This window comes from Leptolyngbya sp. UWPOB_LEPTO1 (genome assembly GCF_017302695.1).
In the GTDB taxonomy this organism is placed as follows: Bacteria; Cyanobacteriota; Cyanobacteriia; order Leptolyngbyales; family Leptolyngbyaceae; genus Leptolyngbya; species Leptolyngbya boryana.
Window position 1 is genome coordinate 16,939 of the sequence record NZ_JAFLCJ010000003.1, and the last position, 25,865, is coordinate 42,803.

General features: G+C 47.6%; 24 protein-coding genes. 12 read left to right on the forward strand and 12 right to left on the reverse strand.

From position 1 onward, the window contains the following. Position 1 precedes the first annotated feature (1 nt). The 5 genes from J0L70_RS05395 to J0L70_RS05415 are packed head-to-tail and all read right to left on the reverse strand — an operon-like array spanning position 2 to position 6,716. The gene (locus J0L70_RS05395; RefSeq protein WP_287453450.1) at positions 2-2,722 is read right to left on the reverse strand and encodes a hybrid sensor histidine kinase/response regulator; all 2,721 of its coding nucleotides are present in this window, start codon (positions 2,720-2,722) and stop codon (positions 2-4) included. Positions 2,723-2,726: 4 nt separating this feature from the next. Then, a complete protein-coding gene (locus J0L70_RS05400; RefSeq protein WP_287453451.1) occupies positions 2,727-3,419 on the reverse strand; it encodes a chemotaxis protein CheW in 693 nt (230 codons plus the stop codon). After that, positions 3,419-5,026 carry a methyl-accepting chemotaxis protein gene (locus J0L70_RS05405; protein WP_287453452.1) on the reverse strand — a complete coding sequence of 536 codons (1,608 nt, stop codon included), beginning with the start codon at positions 5,024-5,026 and terminating at the stop codon, positions 3,419-3,421. Before J0L70_RS05405 ends, J0L70_RS05400 begins: the two co-directional genes overlap by 1 nt. Further along, on the reverse strand, positions 5,023-6,267 hold the full coding sequence (locus tag J0L70_RS05410; protein WP_287453454.1) for a CheR family methyltransferase: 1,245 nt from the start codon (positions 6,265-6,267) through the stop codon (positions 5,023-5,025). The genes J0L70_RS05405 and J0L70_RS05410 overlap by 4 nt, the downstream gene beginning before the upstream one ends. Further along, entirely contained in the window at positions 6,240-6,716 is a 477-nt protein-coding gene (locus J0L70_RS05415) for a chemotaxis protein CheW (RefSeq protein ID WP_287453456.1), read from the reverse strand. Before J0L70_RS05415 ends, J0L70_RS05410 begins: the two co-directional genes overlap by 28 nt. A 394-nt stretch (positions 6,717-7,110) precedes the next feature. Between J0L70_RS05415 and J0L70_RS05420 the strand changes: the two genes are divergently transcribed. Next, positions 7,111-9,300 carry an SLC26A/SulP transporter family protein gene (locus tag J0L70_RS05420; RefSeq protein WP_287453457.1) on the forward strand — a complete coding sequence of 730 codons (2,190 nt, stop codon included), beginning with the start codon at positions 7,111-7,113 and terminating at the stop codon, positions 9,298-9,300. A 51-nt stretch (positions 9,301-9,351) separates the two neighbouring features. Here the strand turns inward: J0L70_RS05420 and J0L70_RS05425 are convergent, their stop codons facing one another. The 5 genes from J0L70_RS05425 to J0L70_RS05445 all read right to left on the reverse strand — a co-directional run bounded on the left by J0L70_RS05425 (position 9,352) and on the right by J0L70_RS05445 (position 16,067). After that, complete coding sequence (locus tag J0L70_RS05425; protein WP_287453458.1) at positions 9,352-10,320, reverse strand: hypothetical protein; 969 nt, start codon at positions 10,318-10,320, stop codon at positions 9,352-9,354. A gap of 84 nt (positions 10,321-10,404) precedes the next feature. Then, positions 10,405-12,354 (reverse strand): hybrid sensor histidine kinase/response regulator, encoded by a 1,950-nt coding sequence (locus tag J0L70_RS05430; RefSeq protein WP_287453459.1) that lies wholly within the window; start codon positions 12,352-12,354, stop codon positions 10,405-10,407. Between the two features lie 21 nt (positions 12,355-12,375). Then, a complete protein-coding gene (locus J0L70_RS05435) occupies positions 12,376-14,229 on the reverse strand; it encodes a response regulator (RefSeq protein WP_287453460.1) in 1,854 nt (617 codons plus the stop codon). Between the two features lie 502 nt (positions 14,230-14,731). Beyond that, positions 14,732-15,319, reverse strand: coding sequence for a DUF3172 domain-containing protein (locus tag J0L70_RS05440; protein WP_017289359.1), 588 nt, complete (start codon positions 15,317-15,319; stop codon positions 14,732-14,734). A 34-nt stretch (positions 15,320-15,353) separates the two neighbouring features. Further along, the gene (locus J0L70_RS05445) at positions 15,354-16,067 is read right to left on the reverse strand and encodes a hypothetical protein (RefSeq protein WP_287453461.1); all 714 of its coding nucleotides are present in this window, start codon (positions 16,065-16,067) and stop codon (positions 15,354-15,356) included. A 164-nt stretch (positions 16,068-16,231) separates the two neighbouring features. On the opposite strand from J0L70_RS05445, the gene J0L70_RS05450 reads away from it, so the two are divergent. Then, the gene (locus J0L70_RS05450) at positions 16,232-17,038 is read left to right on the forward strand and encodes an ABC transporter permease (RefSeq protein ID WP_287453462.1); all 807 of its coding nucleotides are present in this window, start codon (positions 16,232-16,234) and stop codon (positions 17,036-17,038) included. A 30-nt stretch (positions 17,039-17,068) separates the two neighbouring features. Here the strand turns inward: J0L70_RS05450 and J0L70_RS05455 are convergent, their stop codons facing one another. Further along, entirely contained in the window at positions 17,069-17,926 is an 858-nt protein-coding gene (locus J0L70_RS05455; protein ID WP_287453463.1) for a DNA adenine methylase, read from the reverse strand. Positions 17,927-18,185: 259 nt separating this feature from the next. After that, a complete protein-coding gene (locus tag J0L70_RS05460) occupies positions 18,186-18,680 on the reverse strand; it encodes a hypothetical protein (protein ID WP_287453464.1) in 495 nt (164 codons plus the stop codon). 136 nt (positions 18,681-18,816) lie between these two features. On the opposite strand from J0L70_RS05460, the gene J0L70_RS05465 reads away from it, so the two are divergent. The 10 genes from J0L70_RS05465 (at position 18,817) to J0L70_RS05510 (ending at position 25,864) form a co-directional block, all read left to right on the forward strand. After that, positions 18,817-19,122, forward strand: a complete 306-nt coding sequence (locus tag J0L70_RS05465) for a hypothetical protein (RefSeq protein WP_287453465.1) — start codon at positions 18,817-18,819, stop codon at positions 19,120-19,122. A 64-nt stretch (positions 19,123-19,186) separates the two neighbouring features. After that, positions 19,187-21,814, forward strand: coding sequence for a hypothetical protein (locus J0L70_RS05470; protein ID WP_287453467.1), 2,628 nt, complete (start codon positions 19,187-19,189; stop codon positions 21,812-21,814). Continuing rightward, positions 21,814-22,647 (forward strand): hypothetical protein, encoded by an 834-nt coding sequence (locus tag J0L70_RS05475; RefSeq protein WP_287453468.1) that lies wholly within the window; start codon positions 21,814-21,816, stop codon positions 22,645-22,647. Before J0L70_RS05470 ends, J0L70_RS05475 begins: the two co-directional genes overlap by 1 nt. A gap of 121 nt (positions 22,648-22,768) precedes the next feature. Continuing rightward, positions 22,769-23,299, forward strand: coding sequence for a hypothetical protein (locus J0L70_RS05480; protein ID WP_287453469.1), 531 nt, complete (start codon positions 22,769-22,771; stop codon positions 23,297-23,299). A 3-nt stretch (positions 23,300-23,302) separates the two neighbouring features. Next, a complete protein-coding gene (locus tag J0L70_RS05485; protein WP_287453470.1) occupies positions 23,303-23,584 on the forward strand; it encodes a hypothetical protein in 282 nt (93 codons plus the stop codon). Then, entirely contained in the window at positions 23,581-24,030 is a 450-nt protein-coding gene (locus J0L70_RS05490; protein WP_287453471.1) for a hypothetical protein, read from the forward strand. The genes J0L70_RS05485 and J0L70_RS05490 overlap by 4 nt, the downstream gene beginning before the upstream one ends. Beyond that, positions 24,030-24,641, forward strand: coding sequence for a hypothetical protein (locus tag J0L70_RS05495; protein ID WP_287453472.1), 612 nt, complete (start codon positions 24,030-24,032; stop codon positions 24,639-24,641). Before J0L70_RS05490 ends, J0L70_RS05495 begins: the two co-directional genes overlap by 1 nt. 95 nt (positions 24,642-24,736) lie before the next feature. Continuing rightward, complete coding sequence (locus J0L70_RS05500; protein ID WP_268184682.1) at positions 24,737-25,243, forward strand: hypothetical protein; 507 nt, start codon at positions 24,737-24,739, stop codon at positions 25,241-25,243. Then, positions 25,240-25,707, forward strand: coding sequence for a hypothetical protein (locus tag J0L70_RS05505; protein WP_287453473.1), 468 nt, complete (start codon positions 25,240-25,242; stop codon positions 25,705-25,707). The genes J0L70_RS05500 and J0L70_RS05505 overlap by 4 nt, the downstream gene beginning before the upstream one ends. Further along, positions 25,670-25,864 carry a hypothetical protein gene (locus J0L70_RS05510; RefSeq protein ID WP_190651315.1) on the forward strand — a complete coding sequence of 65 codons (195 nt, stop codon included), beginning with the start codon at positions 25,670-25,672 and terminating at the stop codon, positions 25,862-25,864. The genes J0L70_RS05505 and J0L70_RS05510 overlap by 38 nt, the downstream gene beginning before the upstream one ends. Position 25,865: the final 1 nt, after the last annotated feature.

Below are 25,865 nucleotides of genomic sequence, written 5' to 3' on the forward strand. Positions count from 1 at the left end.
TCTACTCGCCAATTAGGTCAGTAACCGCTCGAATCAACGTATCGTCATGAAAGCTATTTTTAGTCAGATAGTAATCTGCCCCTGCTTCTAATCCTTGAATTCGATCGTCTTCGCGATCGCGATAAGACACAACAATCACCGGAATTGCGTGAAACCGGGAATGTTGTTTAATCGCTTTGATCAACTCAATGCCATTCATTCGCGGCATATCAATATCACTAATCACGAGATCATAAGGGTAAGACCTGACCGCATTCCATCCTTCCATACCATCGACTGCAATATCGACGACATAGCCATGATTTTGAAGTAGCTTCCGTTCGAGTTCTCGCACGGTGATCGAATCATCAACGACTAAGACTCGTTTTGCATTCTGCTGATGTTGCAGCGATCGGAGTTCGCTGACTTTTGCAAGGCGCGTATTTTGTAAGAGTCGATTGGTGGAGCGAATGAGGTCAGACACATCTAGAATCAGCACAAGAGAACCATCATTCATCAATGCTGCTGCACTCACATCCTGAACTTTTCCGAGTCGCGGATCAAGCGGACGCACAACCAGTTCTTTCTCTCCCAAACAGCGATCGACGATCAAACCATAAGTAGCAGATTGATCACTGAGCATCACCACCCAATAGCGTTCAGAAGTGCCCGTTGGACGAGATAAATCTAGTACCTGGTAGAGCGGAATGAGTCCAATATTATTCTGATCAAAGGTGAAGTATTGACGATTTTCAGCCGTAAAAATCTCAGACTGCTCTACTGTGACAATCTGATCAATGCGCGACAATGGAAATGCATAAACTTCTCCTGCGACATCGACGAGTAAAGTTCGGACAACTGAGAGGGTCAGCGGCAACTGAAAGTAAAACCCTGTTCCTTTGCCTGGCTGAGAAGTCACCCGCACTGTTCCGCCGACTTCCTGCGCCATACGTTTAACAATATCGAGTCCAACGCCTCGACCGGATAGTTCAGTCACTTGTTCTGATAGAGAGAACCCAGGTAGAAATAGGAATTCCATCAATTCGCTGTGACTCAGTTTTGCGGCTATCTCTGGAGCTACAAGCTGTCGGGCAATGATTGCTTGCCGCAATTTCTGAGTATCAATTCCTATTCCATCATCCGTAATTGCGATCGCGAGCATTCCACCCCGATGAGCGGCTTCGATCTGGATTGTTCCCTCAGCAGATTTGCCTGCTGCAACGCGCGTTTCAGGGGACTCAATCCCATGATCGATCGCATTGCGTAAGATGTGCGTGATCGGGGCTTCTAATCTGGCGAGAATATCACGATCGACCGAAGTTGTTTGACCGAGAATTTCTAGTTTGACCCGTTTATTGAGACTACGAGCTAGGTCACGTACCATCCGAGGAAAGTTTTGCATTCCTTCTTCAAAGGGTCGCATATGAGAAGTAATGACTTCCTGGTAAAGACGCTCGGATAAATTGGTGGTACGACGAATAAAGTCTTCGAGTTCTGATAAGCGATCGCTGAGGAGATTTCGGCATTGCTGCTCCTGCTGGCGAACTGTTTCAAATAACGCTTGAGTCACTTTATCCGACATCGCATTTACATGCGGCTCTAAGGTTTCTAGAGTCGTTGAGAGTTCAATTTGTCGCGATCGTACCTGCCTCAAGCTATCCGCAAAAGCAGGTAAAGCATTTGCCTCAATCAGCGATTCTCCTGCCAGTCCCATCATACGAGTCAGATTATCTGCACTCACCCGCACAACTCGCTGAGAAGAGGGAGCACTATCCTGAGTTGATGAGTCAGACGAGTTCAGATCTTTGCCATTTTGGATCGGAGAAAGCTGATTCAGGTTGAGACTCTGCTGCGGCGATGCTATCGGGAGTAAGGCAACATCAGAGACTTGTGTGGGGGATTTTCGTAGGGTTTGAATGCTCGATTGTACAGCCGCGATCGCGGCTTGGTGGTGCTCGATCCAGTTCGGTAAGTCCTGATCACTGACTTGGCTAAGATACTGCAAGAGATCAACACCACTCAACAATGAATCAACTAGTTCAGCAGTCAGGATTAAGCTACGATTCTGAGCTGCGACAAAACAATCTTCCATCGTATGAGCTAAACCGACTGCCGCATCAATGCCGACAATGCGAGCTGCACCCTTAATCGAGTGAGCCGCACGCATTAATGCTTCTAAAGGTTGGGTCACTGTCGGATTTGCTTCTAAGGTCAGTAACTCTTGATTGAGGGTTTTGGCTTGTTCTTCAACCTCTAAACGAAACAGATCCATCATCTGGGAATCAATCAGAGCAAGAGAAACATTGCTTCGAGTCTGGGAATCTGGAGTAAGAGGTAAGGAATCTGGAGTAAGAGGTAAGGAATCTGTTGTCGGACTTGCCTGAATTTCTACGATCGCTTGCTGGTGATTTGCAATCCAATTGTGACGCTCTGAGTCCTCTAATAAGCTCATTTCAAGTAGCCAATCTGCTGATTGAATCAAGCGATCGCACTCTATACTGTCCAAACGCTTTTCAGGCTGAATGATTTTCAATCGGCTCTGCATCGCTTCAGAGAGCATAACGGCTGCTTCTACTTCGACAATCTGCGCTAACCCATGCACCGTTTCTAAAGCATGAAGTGCATCTTGGATCTCATTTGCAGACGGAGACTGATGCTCAAACAGCATAAAATTCTGCTTCAGGCGAGTGACCTGAACCTTCACTTCTTGGCGAAATAGTTCTAGCATCGAGTAGTCGGACATAGGTTTAGAGTAACCGACGATCAAGAGTATCGAGCAGAGAATCAATCTCCAGATAATTGACCTTTCCGTTAGTCCAGTCAATCATCCCTGCGGTATAGGCTTGGCTTGCTTTGGCAATGACAACAGGTGGATCTCGCAGTTCAGATGGATCAAATCGATGCACACAATACACTTCGTCTACTGGAAAGACCCAAAGCGGTCTGTGCTGCCCAACGACCATCATTCGCTTTAAATTCAAACGACTATAAGTTGGATCAATCGGCATTTCAACTTGGAGAAACTGACTTAATGAGACACAGGGCAAAATTTCGCCTCGACAATTGACTAATCCTAGAAACAGGTCATTGCTGCGATGCGGCAGCGTGTGAATGGGGATAGGACGAATAACCTCTTGCAACAGACACACAGGTAAGGCAAAACGCTCACTCCCAAGACGAAAAATCATCGCAGATAGAGTTTGTCGAACCTGGCTGATTTCGAGCAGGTCGGATTGTGATCTAGAAAGCTGAGATTCGATCGGCTGTGCCAGCGTTTGTGTCCATTCTTGCAGGTAATCGAATGGAATTTCACGATCGAGTAAGCTACGTCCGCCTGCCAGGTACGTTGAACAATTTCCACAATGCTGCACGCTTTCCAAGCGTTCACAAGAGCGATCTCCTTCGACACCAATCTGATTCCAGCAGTTCTCTATCGCCATTACACTTTAAATTGAGAAATTTCTCGTTGTAGCCCCTGCGCTGCATCATCAAGCTGAGTCAACGCATTATTCGTCTCTTGAAGCGATTGCATCGTTTGCAAATGAGCATCACTCAATTGAGCGATCGCGATACTAATTTGCTCGGCACCATGATATTGCTCATCCATACGCTGAGTAATCGTTGCAAACTGGGGCGCAAGTCCTTGGACTTCTTGAATAAAGCTCGCAATCTGGTGGCTAATGTCTCCGACTTCATAGACATACTGCGTCACCTCGCGGCTAAATCGATCCATTTCCATCACTCCCGAAGACACAGACGTTTGCATCCCTTTGACCATCTGCTCAATTTCTAAGGTTGCTAAAGCAGATTGATCCGCCAGACGACGAATCTCTCTTGCCACGACCGCAAATCCTGCTCCGTATTCTCCTGCTTTTTCCGCTTCGATCGCTGCATTCAGCGAGAGTAAATTCGTCTGATCCGCGACTTTTGTAATCGTGGTGACGACATTGTTAATACTGTTTGCTTTTTCATCCATCACTTTGAGTTTGGACGCGATCGACTGCGTGGCACTGACTAAGCCTTGCATCGCCGTTTGAATTTTGTTGAGATTGTCCTGGCTACTTGAGGCGGCTTGAGTGGTCGCCTGAGCAATGTCTTCGACATCATTCATCGCTTTTGCAAGTTCTCCACTGGTCGCTGCAATCTGACGAGACGTTGCTTTGACTTCATGCATTGAGGCAACTTGTTCATTGACTGTCGCTTCGAGCTGTCTGCCTGCTGCTGCGATTTGTGTCGTCGAAGTACTGATTTGAATTCCCGATCGCTGGGATTGTCTAATCAGACTATTGAGGCTTTTGGTCATGCCCTCAAACGCTCTCAGCAATCGTCCAATTTCAGTTGAGTCTGTGCTGTGGGGAATTGATTGAGTCAGATCGCCTTGAGCGATCGCAGTCGCTGCATCGACAACGGGAGGAAGCTGGCGTCGCAAGGGTAAAGTTGTTGCTAAAGCAGCAACTAAAGTTGCTAAAAAGGTCAATCCAGTTCCAATCACAATCAACCTGAGTAGACCATTTTGTGCATCTTGAACTGCTTGATTGTTGCGATCGAGTTGAGTTTGGAGTTCTTGCACAACGCGATCGCGCTGAGCAACTGCATCGACAATTCGAGATTTTCGGACTGCTGCTCTTGCTTGGGGAAGCTGTTTTTCATCCACAAGCTGAAACACCGTTTGTAAGACTCGATCATAGTTCTCACCGGATTGAGTCAAGCTGATGACGTCGGGTCGGGTTTGAGCATCTGCGATCGTGGCTGCATTTCTGGCATTTTCTGCAAACGATCGACGCGCATCCTCATAAGCATTTGTCGCAGTCTGATCGCCCGGAAAAATCACATAAGCGCGAGCATGACCAATCATCCGATTCAGCCCATCGACCAAGCCGTTGACGTTGCGGATTTGCCGCTCGATGCGATTGCTTTCCTGCTGAAGTTGAAACGTGCGTGTGGTTGAGCCATACACGATCGCACTCAATCCCAACAAGGCGAGAAGCGGGATAGAATAACCGAGTAAAATGCGATTTGTGCTGTTGTTCCACATGGATCGAATCATTGTTGACTACCTGATGAAGACGAATATCCTGAATTGATCAGCCGCGCTGCTCGCTTTCTAAACCGCTGTGATTCTATGTTATTGCCTTGCTGCTCTTTCAACAGCGCAAGATAGATTAATGCTTCGTAAGTGTCTGGGTTCAGATAGAGTGCTTTTTGAAACGATTGTTCTGCTTGTTTGAGCCGATTGAGTCCTTGATAAATCTGTCCGAGGAGCAAGTAGGCGGGAGCCTGCCCTGGATAGGTTCTGATATAGGATTCGCAAATTTCTGCAGCGGATAGGAGTTTTCCGCGATCGGCAAGGTCTTGAGCCGTCTCTAATAAAGTAGGTTCAGACTGCGGAGGTGGCAGAGCGATCGAATTCGATTGCTGTCTGATGAGATTCGATAAATTTGAGGATTGATGAGGTTGTTTCTGCTTGATCAGTTTAGAGCCGGGTGTAAGTAACCGATTGTCTGGAGACTGCTTCTGAAAGGCAAATGCAGCAGGATAATGGATCAATTGATAAGCTCGATGAGCAAGTTGGGGAGTTTCGACCGCTCCTAAAAACAGTAAACCGAGGGGCAAAAGAACTTGGTCAAGTGCATCAATCGATTGCAGGCGAGCAGAGCGGTCGAGATAAATTAATAAATTGCGACAAAAAACAACGTGATACTGTTTTGCAATCAAGAAATGCGGTTGCAAAATGTTGCCATGTATAAAATTGATGGTTTTACGTATTTCTGAGCGCACTGCATAACCGTCATTTGTCTGCTGAAAATAGCGATCGCACTCTGCAAGACTGTTGCCTCGAAATGACTTTTGACTGTAAATTGCTCGTTCTGCCTTCGCTAACGCTTGTTGACTCACATCGATCGCATCGATCTGAAATTGATCAGGAGTGAATCCTGCTTTTAACAGTGTTATCGCGATCGAATAAGGTTCTTCTCCAGTCGAGCAAGGCAAACTCAGCAGTTTCATCACCTGATGAGGATGGCACAGTCTTTGCGTTTGCGCATATTCTTGCAGCGCTGCAAAAGCGCCTTTGTCTCGGAAAAACCAGGTCTCCGGAATCACGACTGCTTCGATCAATTGTTCGAGTTCTTGAGGCGACGTTTGAACTAGGGCGAGATAAGCAGCTTGATCAAGGACTTGGCAGGCAGCCTGACGTTGTGCAATCGCACGGGCAATGATTCGCGAACCCACGCTATTCGCATCGAGTCCTAACTTCTGTTTCAGAATGAGTTCAATCGAGTCTTGCACCCTTCACCCTCCTTTGATTCATTCGGGAGTGCTGCAAGTGCATCTGAGACAAGATGCTCCCAGTGAATCAGTTGCACCATACCCTGCTCGGTGAGCAAGAGTTTCCCCAGTTCAGGAGATTCAGTGATGAATTCTGCTGTCTCTGCTTCCTCGATCGAGATTTTTAAGGTTTCGCTGACTCGTTCTGCAATTAAACCAATTGGCTTTGCATCAGTCGCACTTTGCACCAAAATCATACGAGTGCGATAACAAATCTGGCTAGGCTTGTCGCTGATCAGATGACAAAGATCAACAGCAGGAATAATCCGTCCACGATAGTTAAAAACTCCGACAACAGAATGACGAGCAGGTTGAATACTTCTCAGTATCACCATTGGTAAGATCTCAACCACTTTACTCGTGTCGATCGCACAGAGATTGTTTCCAATATGAAACAGGAGCAGCAACATTGCGTTAGATACAACTTATGAGTTTAATGAGCTTAAAACTAAGAGAACGTTTCGAGAGTTATCGCTGATACACGTTCATCCGCCCGGAATGACACCGTGAGCGCTGAGCTTTTTTATACTATTAAAACACCTCTCAGAATTTTGCTGAATTAGCATAGGTTTCGCAACTTTATCAACAGGTGTATATTACCCACATCTTCCTTGAGGTTGGAAAATTATATTTCAACAAAAATTTCCGTTCTACCCTAAATATGTCCGAAGTAGGAAATTCTGGATTGAGCGGTCTAGACTTGTACGAAGTTCTATAGGATAAGCACATCTAGATAAGTTTCTATTTTATTCTCTAACCGCAGTGATTCCTATCGCAGAGTCCAAATCAGCAGCTACAGGATTTATGATCTCAAATAGTATTGCAGGCGCGATCATGGGTCTGCTCACCGTGACGAGTGCAGTATCGTTTGGGGCGCTTATCTTCTCAGGAGAGCTAGCACCCTATATGCCGTTCGGCATTGGGCTACTTCTTTTTAGTTCGGTGATCATCAGTGCTGTGGTTTCTGCCCTCAGTTCATATCCTGCGATCGTGGCGACGATCGCAGAAGTGACGGTTCCGATTTTTAGTCTGATTGCCCGACAGATTGTGGCTGCGATGCCCGATGCATCGGTTGAGCAAAAGCTCATGACCGTTGTCGCAACGTTGGCGATTAATAGCTTAGTCACAGGAATCATTTTTCTGGGATTGGGCTGGTTCAAACTTGGCAGTTTTGTTCGATTTATTCCCTATCCGGTTGTGGGCGGTTTTCTTGCAGGTATTGGTGCGCTGCTTTTGGTGGCAGCATTTCAGACTGTATCGGGACTAAATTTGCAGCCGTTTTCGCTGGCAGCTTTCTTTCAGACGAATGTTTTGTTGCAATGGTTTCCAGGAGCATTATTTGCAACAGCGATGTTTGTGTTACCTCAGCGGATTACGCATGTCTTAGTTTATCCAGGTATCATTACCGGGGCAGTGGCGCTTTTTTATGCAGCTCTCGCGGTGACAGGAACCTCGATCGCTGACGCAACAGAGCGAGGCTGGCTGTTAGGCAATGTTCCGAGTGATGGACTGTATCGCTTTGTCAGCTTGGAGGCTATTCAGCAGGCTGACTGGAATGTGATCATTCAACAGATTCCGACGCTTGCAGCGCTCTGGTTGATTTCAGCGATCGCGCTACTGCTGCACTGTAATGGCGTTGAACTGGTTGCATCGCGGGATCTCGACCTCAATCAGGAATTGAAAGCCGCAGGAATTGCTTCTTTGCTTGCAGGATTCGGAGGCGGAGTCGGTGGATTTGCCAGTGCTGGGGAGAATGCGTTGTCTCATCAGTTAGGAGCGCGAGGCAGATTAGTGGGATGGATTGTTGCAGCAATGTGTCTAGCAATGCTGTTGGGCGGGGCATCATTGCTCTCTTTCTTTCCCAAGTTTATTTTGATTGGGATGCCGTTGTTGATTACGCTCGAGTTTTTTAACGAATGGCTCTACGAAGCGTGGTTTAAGTTTGCTCGTGCAGATTATGCCATCATTGTGCTGATCGTGATTGTGACGGTTACGGTTGGCTTTCTCCAGGCCATGGGAGTGGGATTAGTAGCAGCGATTGTCCTATTTGTGATTAGCTACAGTCGGATTACAGTGATTCGTCGGATTAGTAATGGGACTTACCATCATAGTAATGTGTTGTGGACTTCTGATGAATTAGACACACTCGAAGCGCAGGGAGATCAAGCTTACATCGTCGAATTGCAGGGATTGATCTTTTTTGGGACAGCCACCAAGTTGCTGAATCAAGTGCGCGATCGCATTCATGACGAACAGCTACCGCCTGTATGCTATGTGATTTTAGATTTTCGGATGGTGAGAGATCTCGATGCTTCAGCCGTTCTGAGCTTTGCCAAACTCAAACAGATTGCACACCAAAAACAGATTCATCTGGTCTATACTCATCTGTCTACGCAAGCAAAGCGACGATTAGAACAGGGGGAATGTCTCGAGGACACTGATCCCTTCTGCCATCTTTTTGCAGATTTAGACCGAGGGCTAGAATGGTACGAAGGCAAAGTGCTGCAACAGTATCATCCCTTGTGTGAAGATCAGATACAGACACCCGAAGCGGCGTTAGCGGCTCATCTCAAAGCTGACTTTTCTGATCCAAAACAAGTCGATCGCTTAATGAGTTGCCTGGAAGTTTGCCACTTAGCAGAAGGAGAATATCTTTTTCATCAAGGCGATCCGTTTGATGGATTGTATTTTGTTGCGTCGGGACAAGTCAGTGTGGTGCTAAATTTCGGCGATGAACAGAACAAACGAATCCGAACCTACACCATCGGGAACACGATCGGGGAAATGGGGCTTTATCGTCGCACAGCACGCATGGCATCTGTCGTTGCCGATAAGCCAAGCACCTTGTATTTCTTATCGGCTGAAACGTTCGAGCGGATTGAAACCTCTGACCCAATGCTGGCATCGAACATTCACCGTTTTGTTGTGGCTTTACTCGCTGAGCGCCTCCAACATCGGGAGAATGAACTCAGTCACCTGTTGGAATCCGTCTAGATCGTTGGATTTGAGGTTGAATCGATCACTTGCCCTCATTTCAGAAGCACGTTATTCAGTCGATCGCGGCACATATTTTTCAAACTGAAAGAACTTGAGTAGGACATTCAAAGGCGTATCCGGTTCAGTCGGTGTGATCGCTTCGAGCGTCTGAATCGTTGCAGGAGATAGATGCCGAAATATCTTTGTTAGTAATACAGGGTGTATCGCTGCCGGAAAACCTTGAAGCTCTTGTTCTAGGTGAGACAAACGACTCTTGGCAAAATTAATCTGGAAACGGCATCGCTTGAGTAGACGCTGACGAATATTCTCAGCAAGTGTCGGGTCAGTTTCCTCAAGCTGATAGATTTCACCGCTTTGCACAAGAGAAACAACATCAGGATTTTCTTCTAGAAACAGTAAGCTACCTTCTCGGTTGTAAACTTCAATCCCATCAATTCCCAGAGTTCCTAAGTCTGCTAAAGCAAGAATTCGACTGACGATCGACAAAGGTTCGCCACTATACAGTAAAGGTTGGTAGATGGCTTGTTCTTGTAAATTATAAGTACAAATCGTGGCTGTAATTGCTTGTTGAATGACTGCAATATCCGTCTCAGTCAGTTGTGCAGCACGGTCAGAAGTCTGTTGATTATGCTGATCAATCAGGCGCATGAGTTGCTCGATCGTCATTCTTTCACTGACACCAGGCTGCCGCTGACGAGTCGTATGCGGTGGAGAATTCGGGTCAAACTGCTGCACTAGATCATGCGCGATCGCACAAAAATCGAGCAGCGATTGAGTCCGCTCTCGATCAATTTCAGGATCAAGCTTCGGAGCAATCAAAGCAAAAATCTGCTGCGAACGTCGCTGCACATCTCGAACATGGTCTTGGTTGTGATAAAAAAGCTGCTTCTCGGTTGCTTCTTGAGCAAACCGATCGAGCACCATTGTTGTCAGATGATCAATCGTTGCTGCAAACGTTTGGGAGATCTGAGACGAAGGATTTAAGTTTGACAAATTTGGCTGTTCGTCTCCGCTCATAACATCTTTCTCCCCCACCGCAGATCAATTATCTGCTGAATTGCAATTCGTCGCATGTGTCTTTTGCAGGAGGAAGAAACAAGGTTAGCGAATCGGAACAGTAAAATAGAAGGTGCTGCCCTCACCTAGCGCACTCTCTACCCAAATTTGCCCACCGTGCAGCTGCACCAGATCGCGACTGATTGCCAATCCCAAGCCAGTCCCTCCATGTTGTCGCGCATCCGTGGCATTCGCCTGTTGAAATCGCTCAAAAATCAGGTCAAGCTTATCTTGCGGAATTCCTCTCCCCCAATCTCTAACTTGGAAACGTACCCACTGATCGCCGTTGACCAATTCTGCCTTCAAATAGACCTCACTGCCTGCAGAGGAGAATTTAATCGCATTCCCTAATAGATTAATCAGCGTTTGTACAATGCGATCGCCATCGACAAAAATTTCGACGTTTAATGGATGGCAAACTAGGGTTAATTGTGACTCTTCTGCCAGGAGTTGCAAACTCTCAATCGATCGACGCATTAAACTCGCTGTATCACACCATTGTTTCGTTAAAATTAGCTGATGAGCCTCTAAACGTTCTAGATCGAGCAGATCATCAACCAAGCGCACGAGCCGTTCTGTATCTACTTTCGCAATTTCGAGCATTTCTTGAGCAGTTTCGGGATCATCTAATAAACGACCGCTCGATAAAAGTGCTAGCGCTCCTCGCATCGAAGTCAGGGGCGTTTTTAATTCATGCGACACGATCGACAAAAACTCACGTTTCATTCGCTCGATCACATTGCGTTCAGTCACATCTTCGATCGTGCCAACATGCCCAATCAGCTCACCCGTATCCGACAAAATTGGAGCCGTTGTTGCCCGCACAAGATGCACGGTATGGTCGCGATGAACAAACCGGATCTCTTCTAAAAATTCAGTTTGAGCTTTCGCCGAATCTATCCAGTGCGGTAGCACTTGCTGATAATCATCCGGGTGAATTAATTGCTGCCATCCATCACCCAGTGCTTCTTCAAACGTATAGCCACAAATGGCTTGAGCACGAGGGTTGACATAGATACAGCCGCCTTGAGCATCCGTGCGAAAAATGCCAACCGGAGCAGCTTCACTCAAAACGCGAAACTCAGCTTCTATAGGTTGACGTTCTCGGAAGTTCTGCTGAAACTGGGGATTGGCTTTGAGAAGATCTGCTGTGTGATCTCGGAAGCGCTGTTCTAAGTCTTCGTTTGCTTTCTGTAATGCAAGTTCGAGCCGCTTCTTTTCAGAAATATCAAGCCAACATACCACAAATCCATCTTCAAGTTTTGCGACACTGACCTCAAAGGCTTGAGCCGCTGAATCACAAGAGGGATTCCTAAACACTAACTCACGTCTCTGCGGTCTTCCAGTTTCAACGACAGAGCAACAGCCTGCAAAGATGTTGGCATAATAGTCTTCAGCAATAAAATCAGACAAGGATTTCCCAACTTGTTCGCTCGCCTCCATTTGATTGGCAGCGCAGGTTGCAGCATTCACATAATCCACGACAAAATCAACAATCTGTCCTTGAGCGTCTCGAACACTCTGATAAATTGCACAACACTCTAGCATGTTGTCGATCGACGTATAAAAACGGCGCTGACTGCGCTCAAGTTGCCGCTTCAATTCAGCTTTCTCAATGACCTGATCTACGGCTCGTCTCAGTTTCTCGGGTGTCGTTTTATTTTTTGCTAAATAGTCAGATGCCCCGCTTTTCAGTGCAGCGACTGCAATTTCCTCATCGCCGCGTTCAGTCAACAGAATCACAGGAGTGAACTGGTGATCTTGCTGCGGCTGTAACTGCTGTAAAAACTCTAATCCTGTCATATCGGGCAGCGAAAAATCTAGCAAAATGACATCAGGTGACTCCTGTTGATAGAGAAACAATCCCGTTGCTCCCGATTCTGCTTGCCAAATTTGATCAGTCTGACCACCATCTTGTTGTAGATAGCGGCGATAGATTTCATGATCTATGAGCGAATCATCTACGATCAGAATTTTTCGGTAATCGTCTGTCATAGTCGGTCACTCCAAGTTTTATTATCGGTTTCGTTTGCGTAGGCGTGTCCATTCCAAGCGGCGCGTAATGCGAGCAATGAGTTCTGGCGGAATAATCGGTTTACCGACAAAGTCATCTGCTCCTGCATCAAATACACGATGAATCACCTCAGAATCGCCATAGCTCGTCATCAATAAAATGGGCAAATCTGCCCACTGCGGATCTTGACGCACCACTTGACAGAGTTCAATGCCGCTAAACTCTGGCATTTCGACATCTAAAATCAGCAAGTCAGGAACCGTTGCCGTCAAGATTTCCCAAAATTGCTCGGGATCAGCTAAGGTCGTAACTTGCAACCCCCACGGAGGTAGGAGTTCAATAATCTGTTCGAGAATTTGTGATTCATGAGCGACAACCAGCACCTTTGCTTCTGAAGGTGGAGCCGGGTTTAGCAGTTTGGTCACAACTCGCAACACCTCCGTGAGTGAAATGGGTTTATGCAGAAAAGCTTGTCCACCAAGACGAGCGACTGTAATGCGATCGCGCAAACTATTTCTCACAGTTAATGCCACAACTGGAATGGTTGAATTTTGCGCAGCCAATTCTGATAGTAGGCTCAATCCATCTTCCTCGGAATCTGCAAAGATCAAATCGAGTAAGACAACATCAGGAGGCGGAATTTCTCCACTATAGGAGCGACGTAATGCCGCACGACCTTGCTCTAAGGTTGTTGCAACTTCTACTTCAAATCCAGCCGCGATCGCGGCTCGTCTCAGCACTTTGGTCAGCGTTGTATCATCATCGATAATCAGGAGTCGAATCGAATCCACATTGGGACTCAGAGCGGGGATGGCAATCGCGGGTGCCGCTGAGATCGCGATCGAGAGTGACGCCACTAGTTGTAAGAGACGCTCTGCGTCAGCTTGTCCTAATGATCCCGAGGTCTGGAGAAGTTGATCGATTTGCTGGGCAACTTGAGATCCTTCTGAAAGCCCTAACGAGCCGAGCGTACCGATGAGTTGATGGGCTTGATATTGGGCTTGCGACAGCAAGCTCTGATTAAGTTGTCCAGCCACTAATTTCGCTGCAAATTGCTCAAAGATGGCAACTTCTTCATCCAAGCTTTCTCTCAAGTCGGCTTGCATTGCAGCGACTTCTGCTAAAACTTCTTGTTGTAAGACAGCGCGATCGGGAGATGCAAGAGTAGACTTATTTTTTGCATCCGGGGGTGGCGTGAGCCGATATCCCAGTCCATAAATGGTTTCAATCACTTCATAGGTGATCCCGCTTGCCTTGAGCTTTTGTCGAAGTCCTTTGATATGCGATGCGACTGTTCCTTCTCCCGGTGCTTCTGAAGCGTCCCACAAGCGATCGAGAATGACATCTTTGCTAAAAATTCGCAGTGGGTTTTCAAGAAAAAGCTGCAACAGCCGAAATTCTTTCGCTGTCAAGCTCAGGGGATTATCTTGCCAAGTGACCCGACGGCTATCGGGATAAAGTTTAAGCGCATCCCAGTCTAGGCTTGAAGTAAAGACTGCTTGCCGACGGCGGAGCAGGGATTGAACTCGTGCGACAAGTTCTGCAATATCAAAGGGTTTGGCTAAACAATCGTCTGCTCCTGCATTGAGGGCGAGTACACGATCGCGACTATTGTTCGTCGTCATCAACATCAGAATCGGCGCAGAGTAATTTTGCGATCGTAATGTTCGACACCAACGAATCTCCGCAAGTTCTGCTCCAGCGGTCATGATCAGCAGATCATATTCATAAGCTTGCACCATTTCGATCGCGACTTGACCCTGATCGACGGCATCGATCGCATACTGTTGAGCATTCAGAGCGGTGGTGATCGCAGCAGTCGTCTGGGATTCGGATTCAATCAACAGGATTCTCACACAGGCTCCTCATCCGAACGATACTTTACTGAGAGAAGGAGTCATGGAAGAACTCAGCCATTCTAAAACCATCCCAACTGAATGTTTTGAGTTGGGATGGTTTTGCAAAAAGAAGGTAAATTGTGGGAGCATTTTGAACATGAACTGCACAAACAGGCTGCGTAATCAGGTGTTGCCCGAAAGGGGAAGAACTACAGTTGCAAGCTGTTTTTTTTTTCAGGTTACATCGTGCAGCTTAAGCCCCAAATTTGAAGGGATTTTGAAAAAGCCATTAAGTTTTACAACACGCCAAACATTCATCTATTGGAATCAGCCTATTGTTTGTTACAAAATCGTCTTTAACTACTACGCATCAGAGGTTGTTTTCTTCTCTGAATTTTTCTGAGTTATGCGATCGCTAAAAACATACAATCTCCCCTGCATCGCGCCATGTTCCGATGCCACCGCAAGAAAAAAGCACTGTTGATTCACAGTGCTTTCTAGAGTTGTGAGAAAGACGACGTTAGAACTGATCGTCGTTGCCAATTGTGGGCGTTGAAGCGCCGCCAAGGAAGAGATTTTTGGCATTGTCGCTTTGGTAGACGCAATCGATCGAGACTTTATCTTTATTGTCGAGATTGCCCACATAGCCAAAGGTGTTCATCTTCTGACGGCATTCGCGAGTCTGATCAGAAGTCAGCAATTTACGCTGCTCTAAGACTGTCCAGTTGGCGCGTCTCAAAATACAAGCTGGTTCCATTGCAGCTTGAGCCACAAACACTTTGAACGGGTTCAGGGTCACATACAGGCGCGTATTCACCGAAATCGCGCTGGCTCCGTTTTGGATACAAAGTTCGGGATTAGGAGCTTGTTGATCAATTTGTAAGTTCGTGACGACGCTCGTGGGATTCGTCGGCGTTGCAGCACTAAAAGCAATCCCAACACCAATTCCTAAGATGAAAATACCTGCAATCACCGCGATCGCGGTTGCATTGAACCAAGAGGGTGTCTTGTTCACAGGAGGAGTTCCTCGATTAGGGGGTAGGTATTCATCATAACGATCGTCGTAGCGATCGTCGTTGTAGGAGTTGCCTCTAGGTCTACGCTTCATAGGTGTCATTGAGAAGGGGTGGATTCTATTTTATCTAAGAAGTCAAGTCTGTTGCGCCTTGGCTCTCTTTCAGCAGGTCGTAATAGGCTTGGGCTGAGTCTTTCATGAATTGATATTCGGATTTGACGCGGGTGTATTGTTCGTCTAAAGGAACATGCAGATCCAAAAGCAGATCCGGATTAAATTCGGCAATTCGGGTTCCAATCAAGGCTTCTTTGACCATGCGGACATAGATGCGGCTGAGTTCTTCAACTTTGCAGATCAGTTTTTCGGTTTCGCCGATCGCTCTTTCATAAGTTCCGATCTGCGATGAATAGAGATCAGACACCGCGACTAATTCCGCGAGTTTTTGAATTTTGATCAGTTGGTTTTCCAGTGCAACCCGGTCGAGTTCGAGCCGTAGATGTTCTTTGATCAAAGGCGCGAGTTCTGCCATGACTCGCACTTTGTTTTGGCGATGGTCGCGAGATAACGTCATCGGAGTCACTGCCCGCAGACTATGCCAAGAGTAGAGATATTCCACGTCGCCTGCGTCGGTGAGCATGGGGAAAACGACTTGAACCCGATCAGGGCTGCGAAATCGATTCGGAACGGCGAAATTTCCCAACGGCAAATTCGGATAGCGTTCGATCGCGCCTTCGACCACGACAACATCACTGTCTCGAATCGTTTGGATTTGGCGATTGTGGTGAGACAGAAAGAAATATGCGATCGCGCCTATTGTAAGTAGAACAAGCAGCAAGTTCACCGAGGCATCTCCAGACTTTCTTCTGCCTATTGTGACGAATTTGAAGGGGATTATGCTACCTGCGGAGTGGAGAGTAGGGAGTGGGGGGTGAACCGATTCAGAAACGCTCCCAAATCATGCGAAAATACCTCCACTGTAAAGATTCATCAACAGATTCACAACTTATGCGTTCTGCTCAACTGCGTCGTTCTCCATTGTCTACCTTGCTGCAAGATAGTTTGACTGTCTTTTGGGGCGATTGGCTGGATTTGCGGGTGCGGATTGTGCAGATTGTCTCTTCGGGGTTGATTTCGCCCTTAATTTATATTTTGGCGTTTGGATTAGGTCTAGGCAGTTCTTTAGATACTGTGACGAAGCCGAGTGCCGGGGACAATTATTTGCAGTTCATTCTGCCGGGAATGGTTGCACTGTCTTCGATGGTGATTAGTTTTGGAGGAACAACGTTTTCGATCTGTGGCGATCGCTTATTTACAAAAACGTTTGAGGAGATGCTATTAATGCCCGTTCACCCGTTAGCGGTGCATCTGGGCAAAATGATGGCAGGAATTCTGCGGGGATTACTCACGGCTAGCTCAGTGATTCTGGTGGCTATCATCTTTACAGGAAAAGTTTGGAGCTTTCTGAATCCGCTATTTTTGCTGGTACTCACCCTCAATTGTGCTGTGTTTGCTGGACTAGGAGTGATTGTTGGACTGAATGTGAAATCGCTCGAAGGCGTTGGGATTTACAACAATTTTGTGATTGTTCCCATGTCTTTTCTAGGGGGGACATTTTTCGATGCTTCCACTTTACCGATCGCACTCAAAGCGATCGTCTATCTACTGCCACTGACTTACACAACCTTGGGAATGCGGGCGGCAGCTTACTTGCCGATTCAGCAATTTCCTTGGTTTGTGATTCCGGTGCTGCTCGTCATGGCGATCGTGTTATCCGGCATTGGAGCCTATCAATTTTCACATTTGCAGGATTGATGGAATCTCCTTGCTCTCAACCCAAAATTTCTAATAGGTTGTCACTAGGACTTCGGTGATTTTGCCCCGTTTTTCAGCATTGCAGTTGATATTGCGCGTTGCGTGAATTGTATGAATATTGAAATCCTGGTACAAGTTACGCACAAACTCACAATCGGAATTCGATAACATCACCTTCACACCGCGATCGCTTAATTCTTTCACCACATCGCGCAACTGGATCTGCTTTTCTTCGCCAAAGGCATAGCGATTGTAAGCTGTAAAATTGCTCGTCGGGCTAATCGGGTAGTAAGGCGGATCGAAATAGACAAAATCATCAGACGTGTGAGCATATTGCAGCACTTGATCAAACGATCCCGGTTGAATCTCAGCCGACTGAAGCGCGATCGAATCTGCTCGCAAAATCTCTGGATCATAAATCGCGGGGTTCTTATAACTTCCTAACGGCACATTGAAATGCCCTTTAGAATTTTCGCGATACAACCCATTGAAGCAAGTTTTATTGAGATAAATAAATCGTGCTGCTCGATCAACATTCGAGCCTTGAGCAAACCAATCTTCGGATTTCGAGATTTGCATAGCAGTACGCACGGCATAGTAATGATCAGAACTATGCTGTTCGTGATGTTCTTCTAAGCGATCGACTAATTCCTCCAGTCGATCGCGCACACAGCGATACACATTCACCAATTCGAGATTAATATCAAACAATACCGCGCTCGTCGGTTGTAGGTGAAAAAAGATTGCACCGCCACCGACAAATGGCTCGTAGTAATTCAAATAGCGATCGGGAAAATAGTCAGCGTACTGCGAAATTAGTTGAGTTTTTCCGCCTGCCCACTTAATAAAAGGACGCGGCGAAACCGGGGTTTTCACTTGAGTCATCATGACTATTATTTAACATCTAAAATACATTTGATCTGATCAGAATTCTATAAATCGCGACGGCAATTTGATCAGGTTTCGTAATTGATCGTCTTCTCGATATGATGAGTCCCCAGAAACTTTCTTGCACTTCTGTAGCACGCCGCAGAAGTTCAGCATGAAACCCCGATTCTCTCGTTTGTCATTCGCATCAAAGGTAATGACAGAATCGGGGTTTCAGAACATAACCGAAAAGCGATTTAAGCCAAATTTAGTCCGAGGGCTATTTCTTTGGTTTGGGTGATTTCAATTTGTTTTTTTGGTGATCTTCATTCTGGTAGTTCTCAATGTGGTCGGTAAACGCCTCTGTACATCTGGCAGGGAAGCGCTCAAATTCGCCCTCGACTATAGCCGAAAAATACTCAAGTCCATCTAGGTAAGTCGTTTGAGCGTCCGACCTTCTCTCATATCTCACGATTTCGGCAGCCATGACCGCCAAATCCGCACGAGGTTCTCGACATTTTTGCTGTAACTCGCCGAAAGCGATCGTGTAAGGTTCAATCTCGGTTCGGCTGGATGAATCCTTGTTGTCCATACGAGCAAGGATAATATCTGGTGTAACACCCTTCTTTTCAGCATCGGCAAGCATCTTAGTCACATCGGTTCTGTACTGCTGGACTCGACAACTTCTCAAGACAAAGAGAAGTCCAGTTGCAACAATGAGAGCGATCACTAGCTTGGTTGTTAATCCGTTCAGCCATTCGGTCATTCTGTTCATAATTTATGGAATCTAAACCCGTCGCGTTTATGATTCCCGTCTGCCCGTAGCGGTTCAGCTGTGGGCTTTTTTCGTCGATCGCTGTGATTTGCATCATTGCAGGGATTAATAAGCCCGTAGCAAGGCTTAATTCAACATGAGTGCAATCAATCTTTCAAATCAAATTCCACCCGCGATCAACACAGTCGAAGGGACAGCCGCCTGGGCGCTGCTCGCCCTTCAAGCGATGAACCCACAAATGCGAGTTCTCGAAACCGACTTAGCAAATGAACGTGTAGTCGATTCTGGAATCTTCAAAGCAGCAGACGGCACAACCCGCTTATGGATGCGAGCGAGCTTTGAAATCGATCCGGCATGGGCTTCTGACAACTCTAAAAAGCTATGGCTTCACGTTAGGGAATTCTCACAAACTCAAATTCCCTCGTCATATACCTCGAATTAATTTCAACCTCACAGCCATTGTTTGGAGTGTCGCAAGGCACTCCTTTTCTGTTTAGGAGCTTGTTATGTCATTTAGCGAAGCGTATGCCCGTACTTATTTCACCGATAGTACAGGTCGGATTGATTACGCAAAATACTGGGATACTATCACCGGGAAAAATTACACCGGAAACGGAAGGAATCCGGAGCCGCCGCCTTCTAAACCGATTCAGCCTCACGCCGTCTCTCAGGGTTCCTATGATGCACGCATGGCGGAAGCCTTGAGAGTTAATGCAGCTTTCGACCGCAACACAGGCAGAATCGACGTAGACCGCCTCATCAAGATGGCAGAGGCAGATCGCCGCCAAGGGTTCAGTACCAATGAAATTCAGATTCGTAGTACTGACTCGTCATCATCGATCGTCAAATATGGAACAGACCGCAATCGAATCAGCGCTCAGCAACGATTTGATCAGGGTTTTACTTCTGCTCAACCCTTCCCACGTGGACAAGGGAACGCAGCGCCGCCGCCCGTCACCGTCAATCGTGGCGGGTTTGGCGGTGGCATGGGTGGTGCTGCGATTGGCGGCGCTGCGATTAGTGCAGTGGGTGACTGGATTATCAGAACTCAAGGCAACAAAGCGCGCGATACCCTATCAGATTGGATTCGACAGGCGATCGGGAAACCTCCACTGACTCAGCAGGAAAAGCAAGAAATCGCGCGTATTCAAGAGGAGCCTAACCCGTTTGAGCGAGCCAGAAAGCTACAAGAGTTTCAGCAAAGAAAAACACAGGATGCGCGCACTAGCTGGAAGCCGTGGGAGCAAGGAAAAGTTCAAGATGCGACGATTTACAGCTTTGAACCCTCTGGAGTTCAAACATTTGTAGTGTTCGTTGTGGCGAGTCGTTACAACCGAAACACCGGATCGGTAGCAAATCCGGGCGATAAGTCGCTAACTCTCAGACCGGGAGAAGAAGACACGAATGTTAGCAATTTTCAGCCGAGAATCGGAATTCCCTTATCGATCGAGCGTGAAACAGCGGATGAAAGCACCCCTCATTCCACTAATCCGCAGACGATCGATGAATCTGGCATGAGAATTGTCAATCGCTTCTATTTGGTGTGGAAAAACGCGAATGGCGAGCAGATTAGAGAGTTAATCGGGGAGCCAGTTTCTACCGCTGGTTTATGGTTTGGTAATTTTCGAGTTCGATACAACTCCGACGCGGCAAAGCCCTTTAATGGCGGCGAATTCCAAGGCGATCGCCAAAACGGAATCGACCCAAATCTTGAGCCGCCGCCGTTTCAATTTATCTTTGCACCGCCGCCGCCAGGAAGGCGAGTAACTGAGCCACCGCCACCGCCCGGTCGAAGACTTGAGCCACCGCCACCGCCAGATCAAAGACTTGAACCACCGCCACCGCCCGGTCGAAGACTTGAGCCACCGCCGCCCGTGGTTTTTGCTCCACCGCCGCCCGGTCGAAGACTTGAGCCACCCGTGCGCCCACCGATCGAGCCTGGAATCGACCCCAAGCCCCGCTATGAAATTCGACAGGAAATCAGGACAGATCAGCGCCCTAACTTCGCTCCAGAAGTCAATTTAAGGCAGCGCCCTAACTTCGCTCCAGAAGTTGGGCTAAGACAGCGATTAGATGGCAGAGTGACTACTGATTTTCTCAAGGATGGCAGAGTGAAGCCTGACAAAATCCAGGAAATTCAAGATAAGGCAGAGCGCAGAGTTGAGCCTGATTTATCGACTCCGCCACTTTGCCAAAACGATTGCATTGCCGACTTACAGCGAGGGCAACAGAACCAGAATCAAACCGTTACGGTGATGGTTGATAAGTTCATTAACTGGAATCGAATCACAGGTCCAATTTTCGTAAAAGAACCCGTGCAAGTTCCCGCAAATATGGCTCCATTCGCTCAGATGATGGGCGATCGCACTGCCAACATCAGATCGCGCTTTGGATTGGCTGAACTGCGCGCGCGACTCACCCAAGTGATGAACACACTCAGCACCGCTGCATCGTTGCATAATGCCGCGATGCTGTCTGCAAATCTGGGTCAAACCTTGGGCGATGTCGTTACGCAGTCCGTTCAAACCTTTGCCCCGATGTTTGGCGTAGATAAGACCGCCGCCGAAGCTTTTGACTTTAACGAAGTGCTAGGTAAGGCAGTCAATGAAACGATGGAGAATGCGCTAGGGGCAGAAACCTGGAACGGGACCAAAGCAACCTTTACTAAGCTCAATCGCATTGTCACCACTGCGAGCCAAATTGTTTGGACAGTCAGATCGATCGCTGACTCATCCCGCGAAATTGCCGAATGGACGGCAGAAAATACCGGAAAAATTGGCAACGCGCTGAAACGCTTCCGAGTCGTGGGCGAGAATGCTTATCCCTGGATGCCAGAGCGGGTTACAGCCCAGAGCAAATGGCAGCAGAGAATGCAGAAATTTAGGGATGGTCAAGAAAACCTAGATGATGCCGCAAGCTCAATTGCTAGTGTTGTGGGCGAGGTTCGATCAATCACTGAAGAAGTGAACGAATTTAGGGAGCAGAAAGAAGCCTTTGACAAGGCAATCAAGGAAGCAACCCCCAACAGTCGCCCCGATAACGATTCGACAAAAGCCACGGCTGATCAGTCGAATGCCGCAAGTAAATCGCCCACTCTGCAACCAACAGACCGCACAAAAGGAGATGCAGAGTAATGCCTTTACCGAACAATTTCAGCCCCGCTGAACACCTGCAAGACACCATTCGACGCACCTATAACCCAGAGGTGCGCGAATGGTTCAGCGACATTACGACTGATGACCCTGACATCAACACCCCTAGAGCTAGTTTGAGAACTGCCTGCACTCACGCAGAGATGGACACAATGGATATGACTCTATCGAGAATGCTGCTCTTTGACATGCTGATTAAACAGCGATGGAATCAGGGCATAGTGAGCAGCGATCGCGATTTGAATTACCGCGTGTTACGTCGCACCCGTCCACAAGTGACGCTCTACTTCCTGGAAGATTTAGAAGACGTTGAACCCGGCTATGACCCCGTTTCAGGCGAAGTCTCATTCCGTCTGATGACTCAAACGAGTACAACCTTTTCTAACTCCGAAGCTCTCGCCCTTGCCAACAAAATCAAGACTGAGTTCGGCACAGGTCAAGGGTTTGTGTGGCGCAAGGGTAAGGAACTTTGCTCTTACACCGACTGGGACAAAGGCTATCAGCTTCAACTGCTGACCCGCAATGAAACCGACGCGCGAACCCTTATCGGCAAAGTGTTAGACCTGCAATCGCATACGCCTGATTGGGAGTTCTTCAACCGTATCGAGAACGGTAGCCCTTCTGAAGCCTTTCCCACCATTCCACCCAGAGAGACAATTCTTGGCAAATCCCGCCGTCTTCCCCGCCGTCGCCCAATTGCTGAGGTGCGGTTTCAATACGCCACGGTGAAGCTCGCAGGTCTAGCGAAACCCGTGTACTTATTCGACCGCTCTGGACGGTATGACAATGCTTTGGTGACGAGCTATCGAACCTAAAATTCTAGACATTACTGGGAAAGGTTCAACCTTTCCAGAAACTCGTATAGGTGTTTTTGGGTGGGTAAATTGAATGCAAGTTTCTCGCATAGTTACTCACCCTCAAACACTTTTACAACGTATGTCAACAGCACCCAGATTTTCACTCGTTTTACGCGGAATGCGTGGCGCGAACGCTCGCACCAAATACCTTAATTACTTGCAAGGACTGGCTGAACAAGGCGAGGGAATCGGCACGAAAGGCAACCGTCCAGACTCGATTAAGCTTTACCTTGATCCTTTTGCCTTGCCCCTAGGAACTTCGATCGTAGTTCAATCTTCCGCCCTGGTTCCGTCCTGGAACTTGTTCAGCAGCTTGAGCGAGGTAAGCACCCGTGTCACAGCGACTTTAGGCTCAGACACCCCGATCAAGTTGAACACGTACCGCCCCGCTCGAATCGTGCGCCGTCAGCAGTCTAGTACAACTGGTGTTGCTGCTACTTCTAAGCTCACTGGATTGAAGTACCTGAAGTACAACACCGAAAGCGCTTCGATTCCGTTTGGTAAAGCGGGAAGCACGGATACGATGGTGGATGCTTTCAACGAAATCGCAACTCAGGCGAAAGGTTCTTCGACTAACCTTAAATTCACCTTAGTCGAAGAGAAGGTCTAATTCATGCACGTTCTAGAGCCGTTCCTGCTTGATCTGGGACTCACCCCAGATCACAACAAAAGCGATATTGCAGCTGAAATTGATGCTCATTTCACGATCCAGCGCCTAACTGAGAAGTTTCTCAAGGGAGACGCGACGATCGATGAGTTAGAGGATTGCCTTGCTCAATTTGGCGTAGAGCCAGATGAGTACTGGGGCATTGTTGACGAGAACATTGGCGCTGTGATTGATCAGGGAACGGCTCTAGAGGATGCAGACACGATCATCTGGTTGCCTCATGTATGAGCCGATTAATCATCAATCCCGCTAACAGTACAAACTGGCAATTCCTCTATCAGCATCAATTTACGACTCAGCAAATCAGCGCCAGAGAGCGATCGTTGATTCCTGATACGGTGCTACCCGTGCAAGCAGAATCGCGCATTCTGGCGGTTAAAACGTTCAGTCAGTACGCTAAATCGACTTGGAGAAGCGGCGGATCACTCACGCCCCTAGTCGATTCTGGTATGTCTGACATTGGGCAATTGGCGCTTAATCGCTACCAGTTGCCCTGCAATGGTGCAAGATTGCTGATTTTCCCGAAGTTCTCAACCACTTATCAACTGAAATTTAGTTGCCCGTGGTGGTTTAGTGAGATTGCTCTGACTCTGTACGAGTACATCGGCTCAGAAAGCGATAGTACTGAAGACTTGATTCGAGAACTGCAAACGCAAGTCCAACTTTTATTCTGATGACCTGGACAACGATCGCGACGATTACCGCAGGGCAAGACTGGCAATCTACTCCAGTAATTAGCTCAGAGTTAGGTTATGTCAGGCTCACGTTTGAGACGGCTGGTGTTCCGGTTTGGCTTGCTCAAGTTGATCCGGACTCCACTGATATCTATGACGAGCGCCGCATTACTGCGACCCCTCACGCCCGGATTCTCGAATTTGAAGCGCCCCCATTTTTCAGCGATCGCGCTCTTGCCCTCAGAGTGCCGAATTTTGCAACGCCCTTTGATGTTCAGATTGAGGTTTCTTCTATGCCCATTTCTCGTGGTGGCGCAACTCAAGTCACTGTAAATACTCCGACTAGCTCAAATGTCGTAGCTTCGGCTGTCACAGCTTCGACAACTTCTGTCCAGCTGCTCGCTGCAAACGCAAACCGAAAGAGCGCTTCTATCTTGAACAACGGCACTGGTATTTTGTATGTCGAGCTAGGTGCAACCGCTTCGACTTCTGCGTTTACTATCTCGCTCAACAATGGCGATTTGTATGAGCTTCCGATTGCCTACACAGGCAACATCGCCGGGATTTGGTCGGCTACAGGTGGAAACGCTTTAGTACGAGAGTTTGTCTAATGCCAGTAACCCGCGCTGCTAGGGCTTCTACTACACCGCCCACAATTTCAAATCCTCCATCGAACCCAACGAACGAGCAATTGAGGACAACGAGCGTGGCGATTCTAGATTGCTTGAGGAACGCAGGCTTAGTGTCTAACACAATCTCAAGCCGCAATACAGCGCAGCTTGACCCGCTGACCTACACGCCGATCAATAACGGAAGCTACACCTATCACGGCACAGCCTACACAATGAGCGCTTTGCGTGATGGTAGTAACACCGTTGGAATGATGGTGACGAATGCTTCAACGGTATTCGTACAAGTGCAGTTTTCAACCGCTGTCTACCTTAATCAAGTGCAGCTTTGGTTAGGGCAGTTCAACGGAAATTTCAATCATCCTAGAGATTTGAGCATCTTTGCTGGAGCAGTTACCAGCACAGCTGGAACGCCGCTATACTCTGGCACTCTGGCAACTGTATCCACAGTCCAAACGATCAACCTCGCTAGTGATACAGATTTCAACACCGCTCACACGATTTACACGTTTGTCTTTTCTAACAGCACAGGCGGCGTAAACGTTTCGGTCGGTGAGATGCTGCTTTGGGGGCAAGCAACATGAGTAATATTTCAGCGATGACCGCTCAACCGCTTCAACCCTCACCCCTCCCAACTGCCGCCCCTCCTCTGATGGAAGGTGGGCTGATGGTGGCGATCGTCGTTTACCTGATCAAAGAAGGCGTAGGGTTTTTCAAGCAGAAAGATGCCAGCGAGGAAAAGCTGACAGCGAGTTTGATTGAGGATATTCGCAACGATCGCAATATCCACTTCAAACAGCAAGCCGAAATGCTGATCCAGCTGAAGGGTAGTCACGATAAAATTGCGCTCGCGATCGAGCGAATGGGTGCAGCTACGACAGATATTAATCTCGCCCTGCAGATGAGCAAGCGGACGGAAACTGAGATTTTTCACGCCCTTCAGCAAATTCAGCAAGAGATGAGTTTATTCAACGAAAAACTTGATCGCCTCACCACATCTGAGACAACCAATGGAAAATATGGACCCGGAGAACGTGAGAGCCGTTAAGACTCACGTTGGATTTTTAGTGATTCACTTGCCAGAAATAGGTGGCATTTCACATTTAGAGCTTGCGTTGGGATTAGAGCAGCTGGCTCAAGAGTATCGAGCGATCGCAGCTTCTAGAACTGCGATCGCGGAATATCCGGCATTCACATCTGAGTGAC

Bases quoted from the DNA above. Each gene is read 5' to 3' on its own strand.
- J0L70_RS05395 (WP_287453450.1), bottom strand. From the start codon at position 2,722: ATGTCCGACTACTCGATGCTAGAACTATTTCGCCAAGAAGTGAAGGTT.
- J0L70_RS05400 (WP_287453451.1), bottom strand. From the start codon at position 3,419: ATGGCGATAGAGAACTGCTGGAATCAGATTGGTGTCGAAGGAGATCGC.
- J0L70_RS05405 (WP_287453452.1), bottom strand. From the start codon at position 5,026: ATGATTCGATCCATGTGGAACAACAGCACAAATCGCATTTTACTCGGT.
- J0L70_RS05415 (WP_287453456.1), bottom strand. From the start codon at position 6,716: ATGTTGCTGCTCCTGTTTCATATTGGAAACAATCTCTGTGCGATCGAC.
- J0L70_RS05420 (WP_287453457.1), top strand. From the start codon at position 7,111: ATGATCTCAAATAGTATTGCAGGCGCGATCATGGGTCTGCTCACCGTG.
- J0L70_RS05425 (WP_287453458.1), bottom strand. From the start codon at position 10,320: ATGAGCGGAGACGAACAGCCAAATTTGTCAAACTTAAATCCTTCGTCT.
- J0L70_RS05430 (WP_287453459.1), bottom strand. From the start codon at position 12,354: ATGACAGACGATTACCGAAAAATTCTGATCGTAGATGATTCGCTCATA.
- J0L70_RS05440 (WP_017289359.1), bottom strand. From the start codon at position 15,319: ATGAAGCGTAGACCTAGAGGCAACTCCTACAACGACGATCGCTACGAC.
- J0L70_RS05450 (WP_287453462.1), top strand. From the start codon at position 16,232: ATGCGTTCTGCTCAACTGCGTCGTTCTCCATTGTCTACCTTGCTGCAA.
- J0L70_RS05455 (WP_287453463.1), bottom strand. From the start codon at position 17,926: ATGATGACTCAAGTGAAAACCCCGGTTTCGCCGCGTCCTTTTATTAAG.
- J0L70_RS05460 (WP_287453464.1), bottom strand. From the start codon at position 18,680: ATGAACAGAATGACCGAATGGCTGAACGGATTAACAACCAAGCTAGTG.
- J0L70_RS05465 (WP_287453465.1), top strand. From the start codon at position 18,817: ATGAGTGCAATCAATCTTTCAAATCAAATTCCACCCGCGATCAACACA.
- J0L70_RS05470 (WP_287453467.1), top strand. From the start codon at position 19,187: ATGTCATTTAGCGAAGCGTATGCCCGTACTTATTTCACCGATAGTACA.
- J0L70_RS05475 (WP_287453468.1), top strand. From the start codon at position 21,814: ATGCCTTTACCGAACAATTTCAGCCCCGCTGAACACCTGCAAGACACC.
- J0L70_RS05480 (WP_287453469.1), top strand. From the start codon at position 22,769: ATGTCAACAGCACCCAGATTTTCACTCGTTTTACGCGGAATGCGTGGC.
- J0L70_RS05485 (WP_287453470.1), top strand. From the start codon at position 23,303: ATGCACGTTCTAGAGCCGTTCCTGCTTGATCTGGGACTCACCCCAGAT.
- J0L70_RS05490 (WP_287453471.1), top strand. From the start codon at position 23,581: ATGAGCCGATTAATCATCAATCCCGCTAACAGTACAAACTGGCAATTC.
- J0L70_RS05495 (WP_287453472.1), top strand. From the start codon at position 24,030: ATGACCTGGACAACGATCGCGACGATTACCGCAGGGCAAGACTGGCAA.
- J0L70_RS05505 (WP_287453473.1), top strand. From the start codon at position 25,240: ATGAGTAATATTTCAGCGATGACCGCTCAACCGCTTCAACCCTCACCC.
- J0L70_RS05510 (WP_190651315.1), top strand. From the start codon at position 25,670: ATGGAAAATATGGACCCGGAGAACGTGAGAGCCGTTAAGACTCACGTT.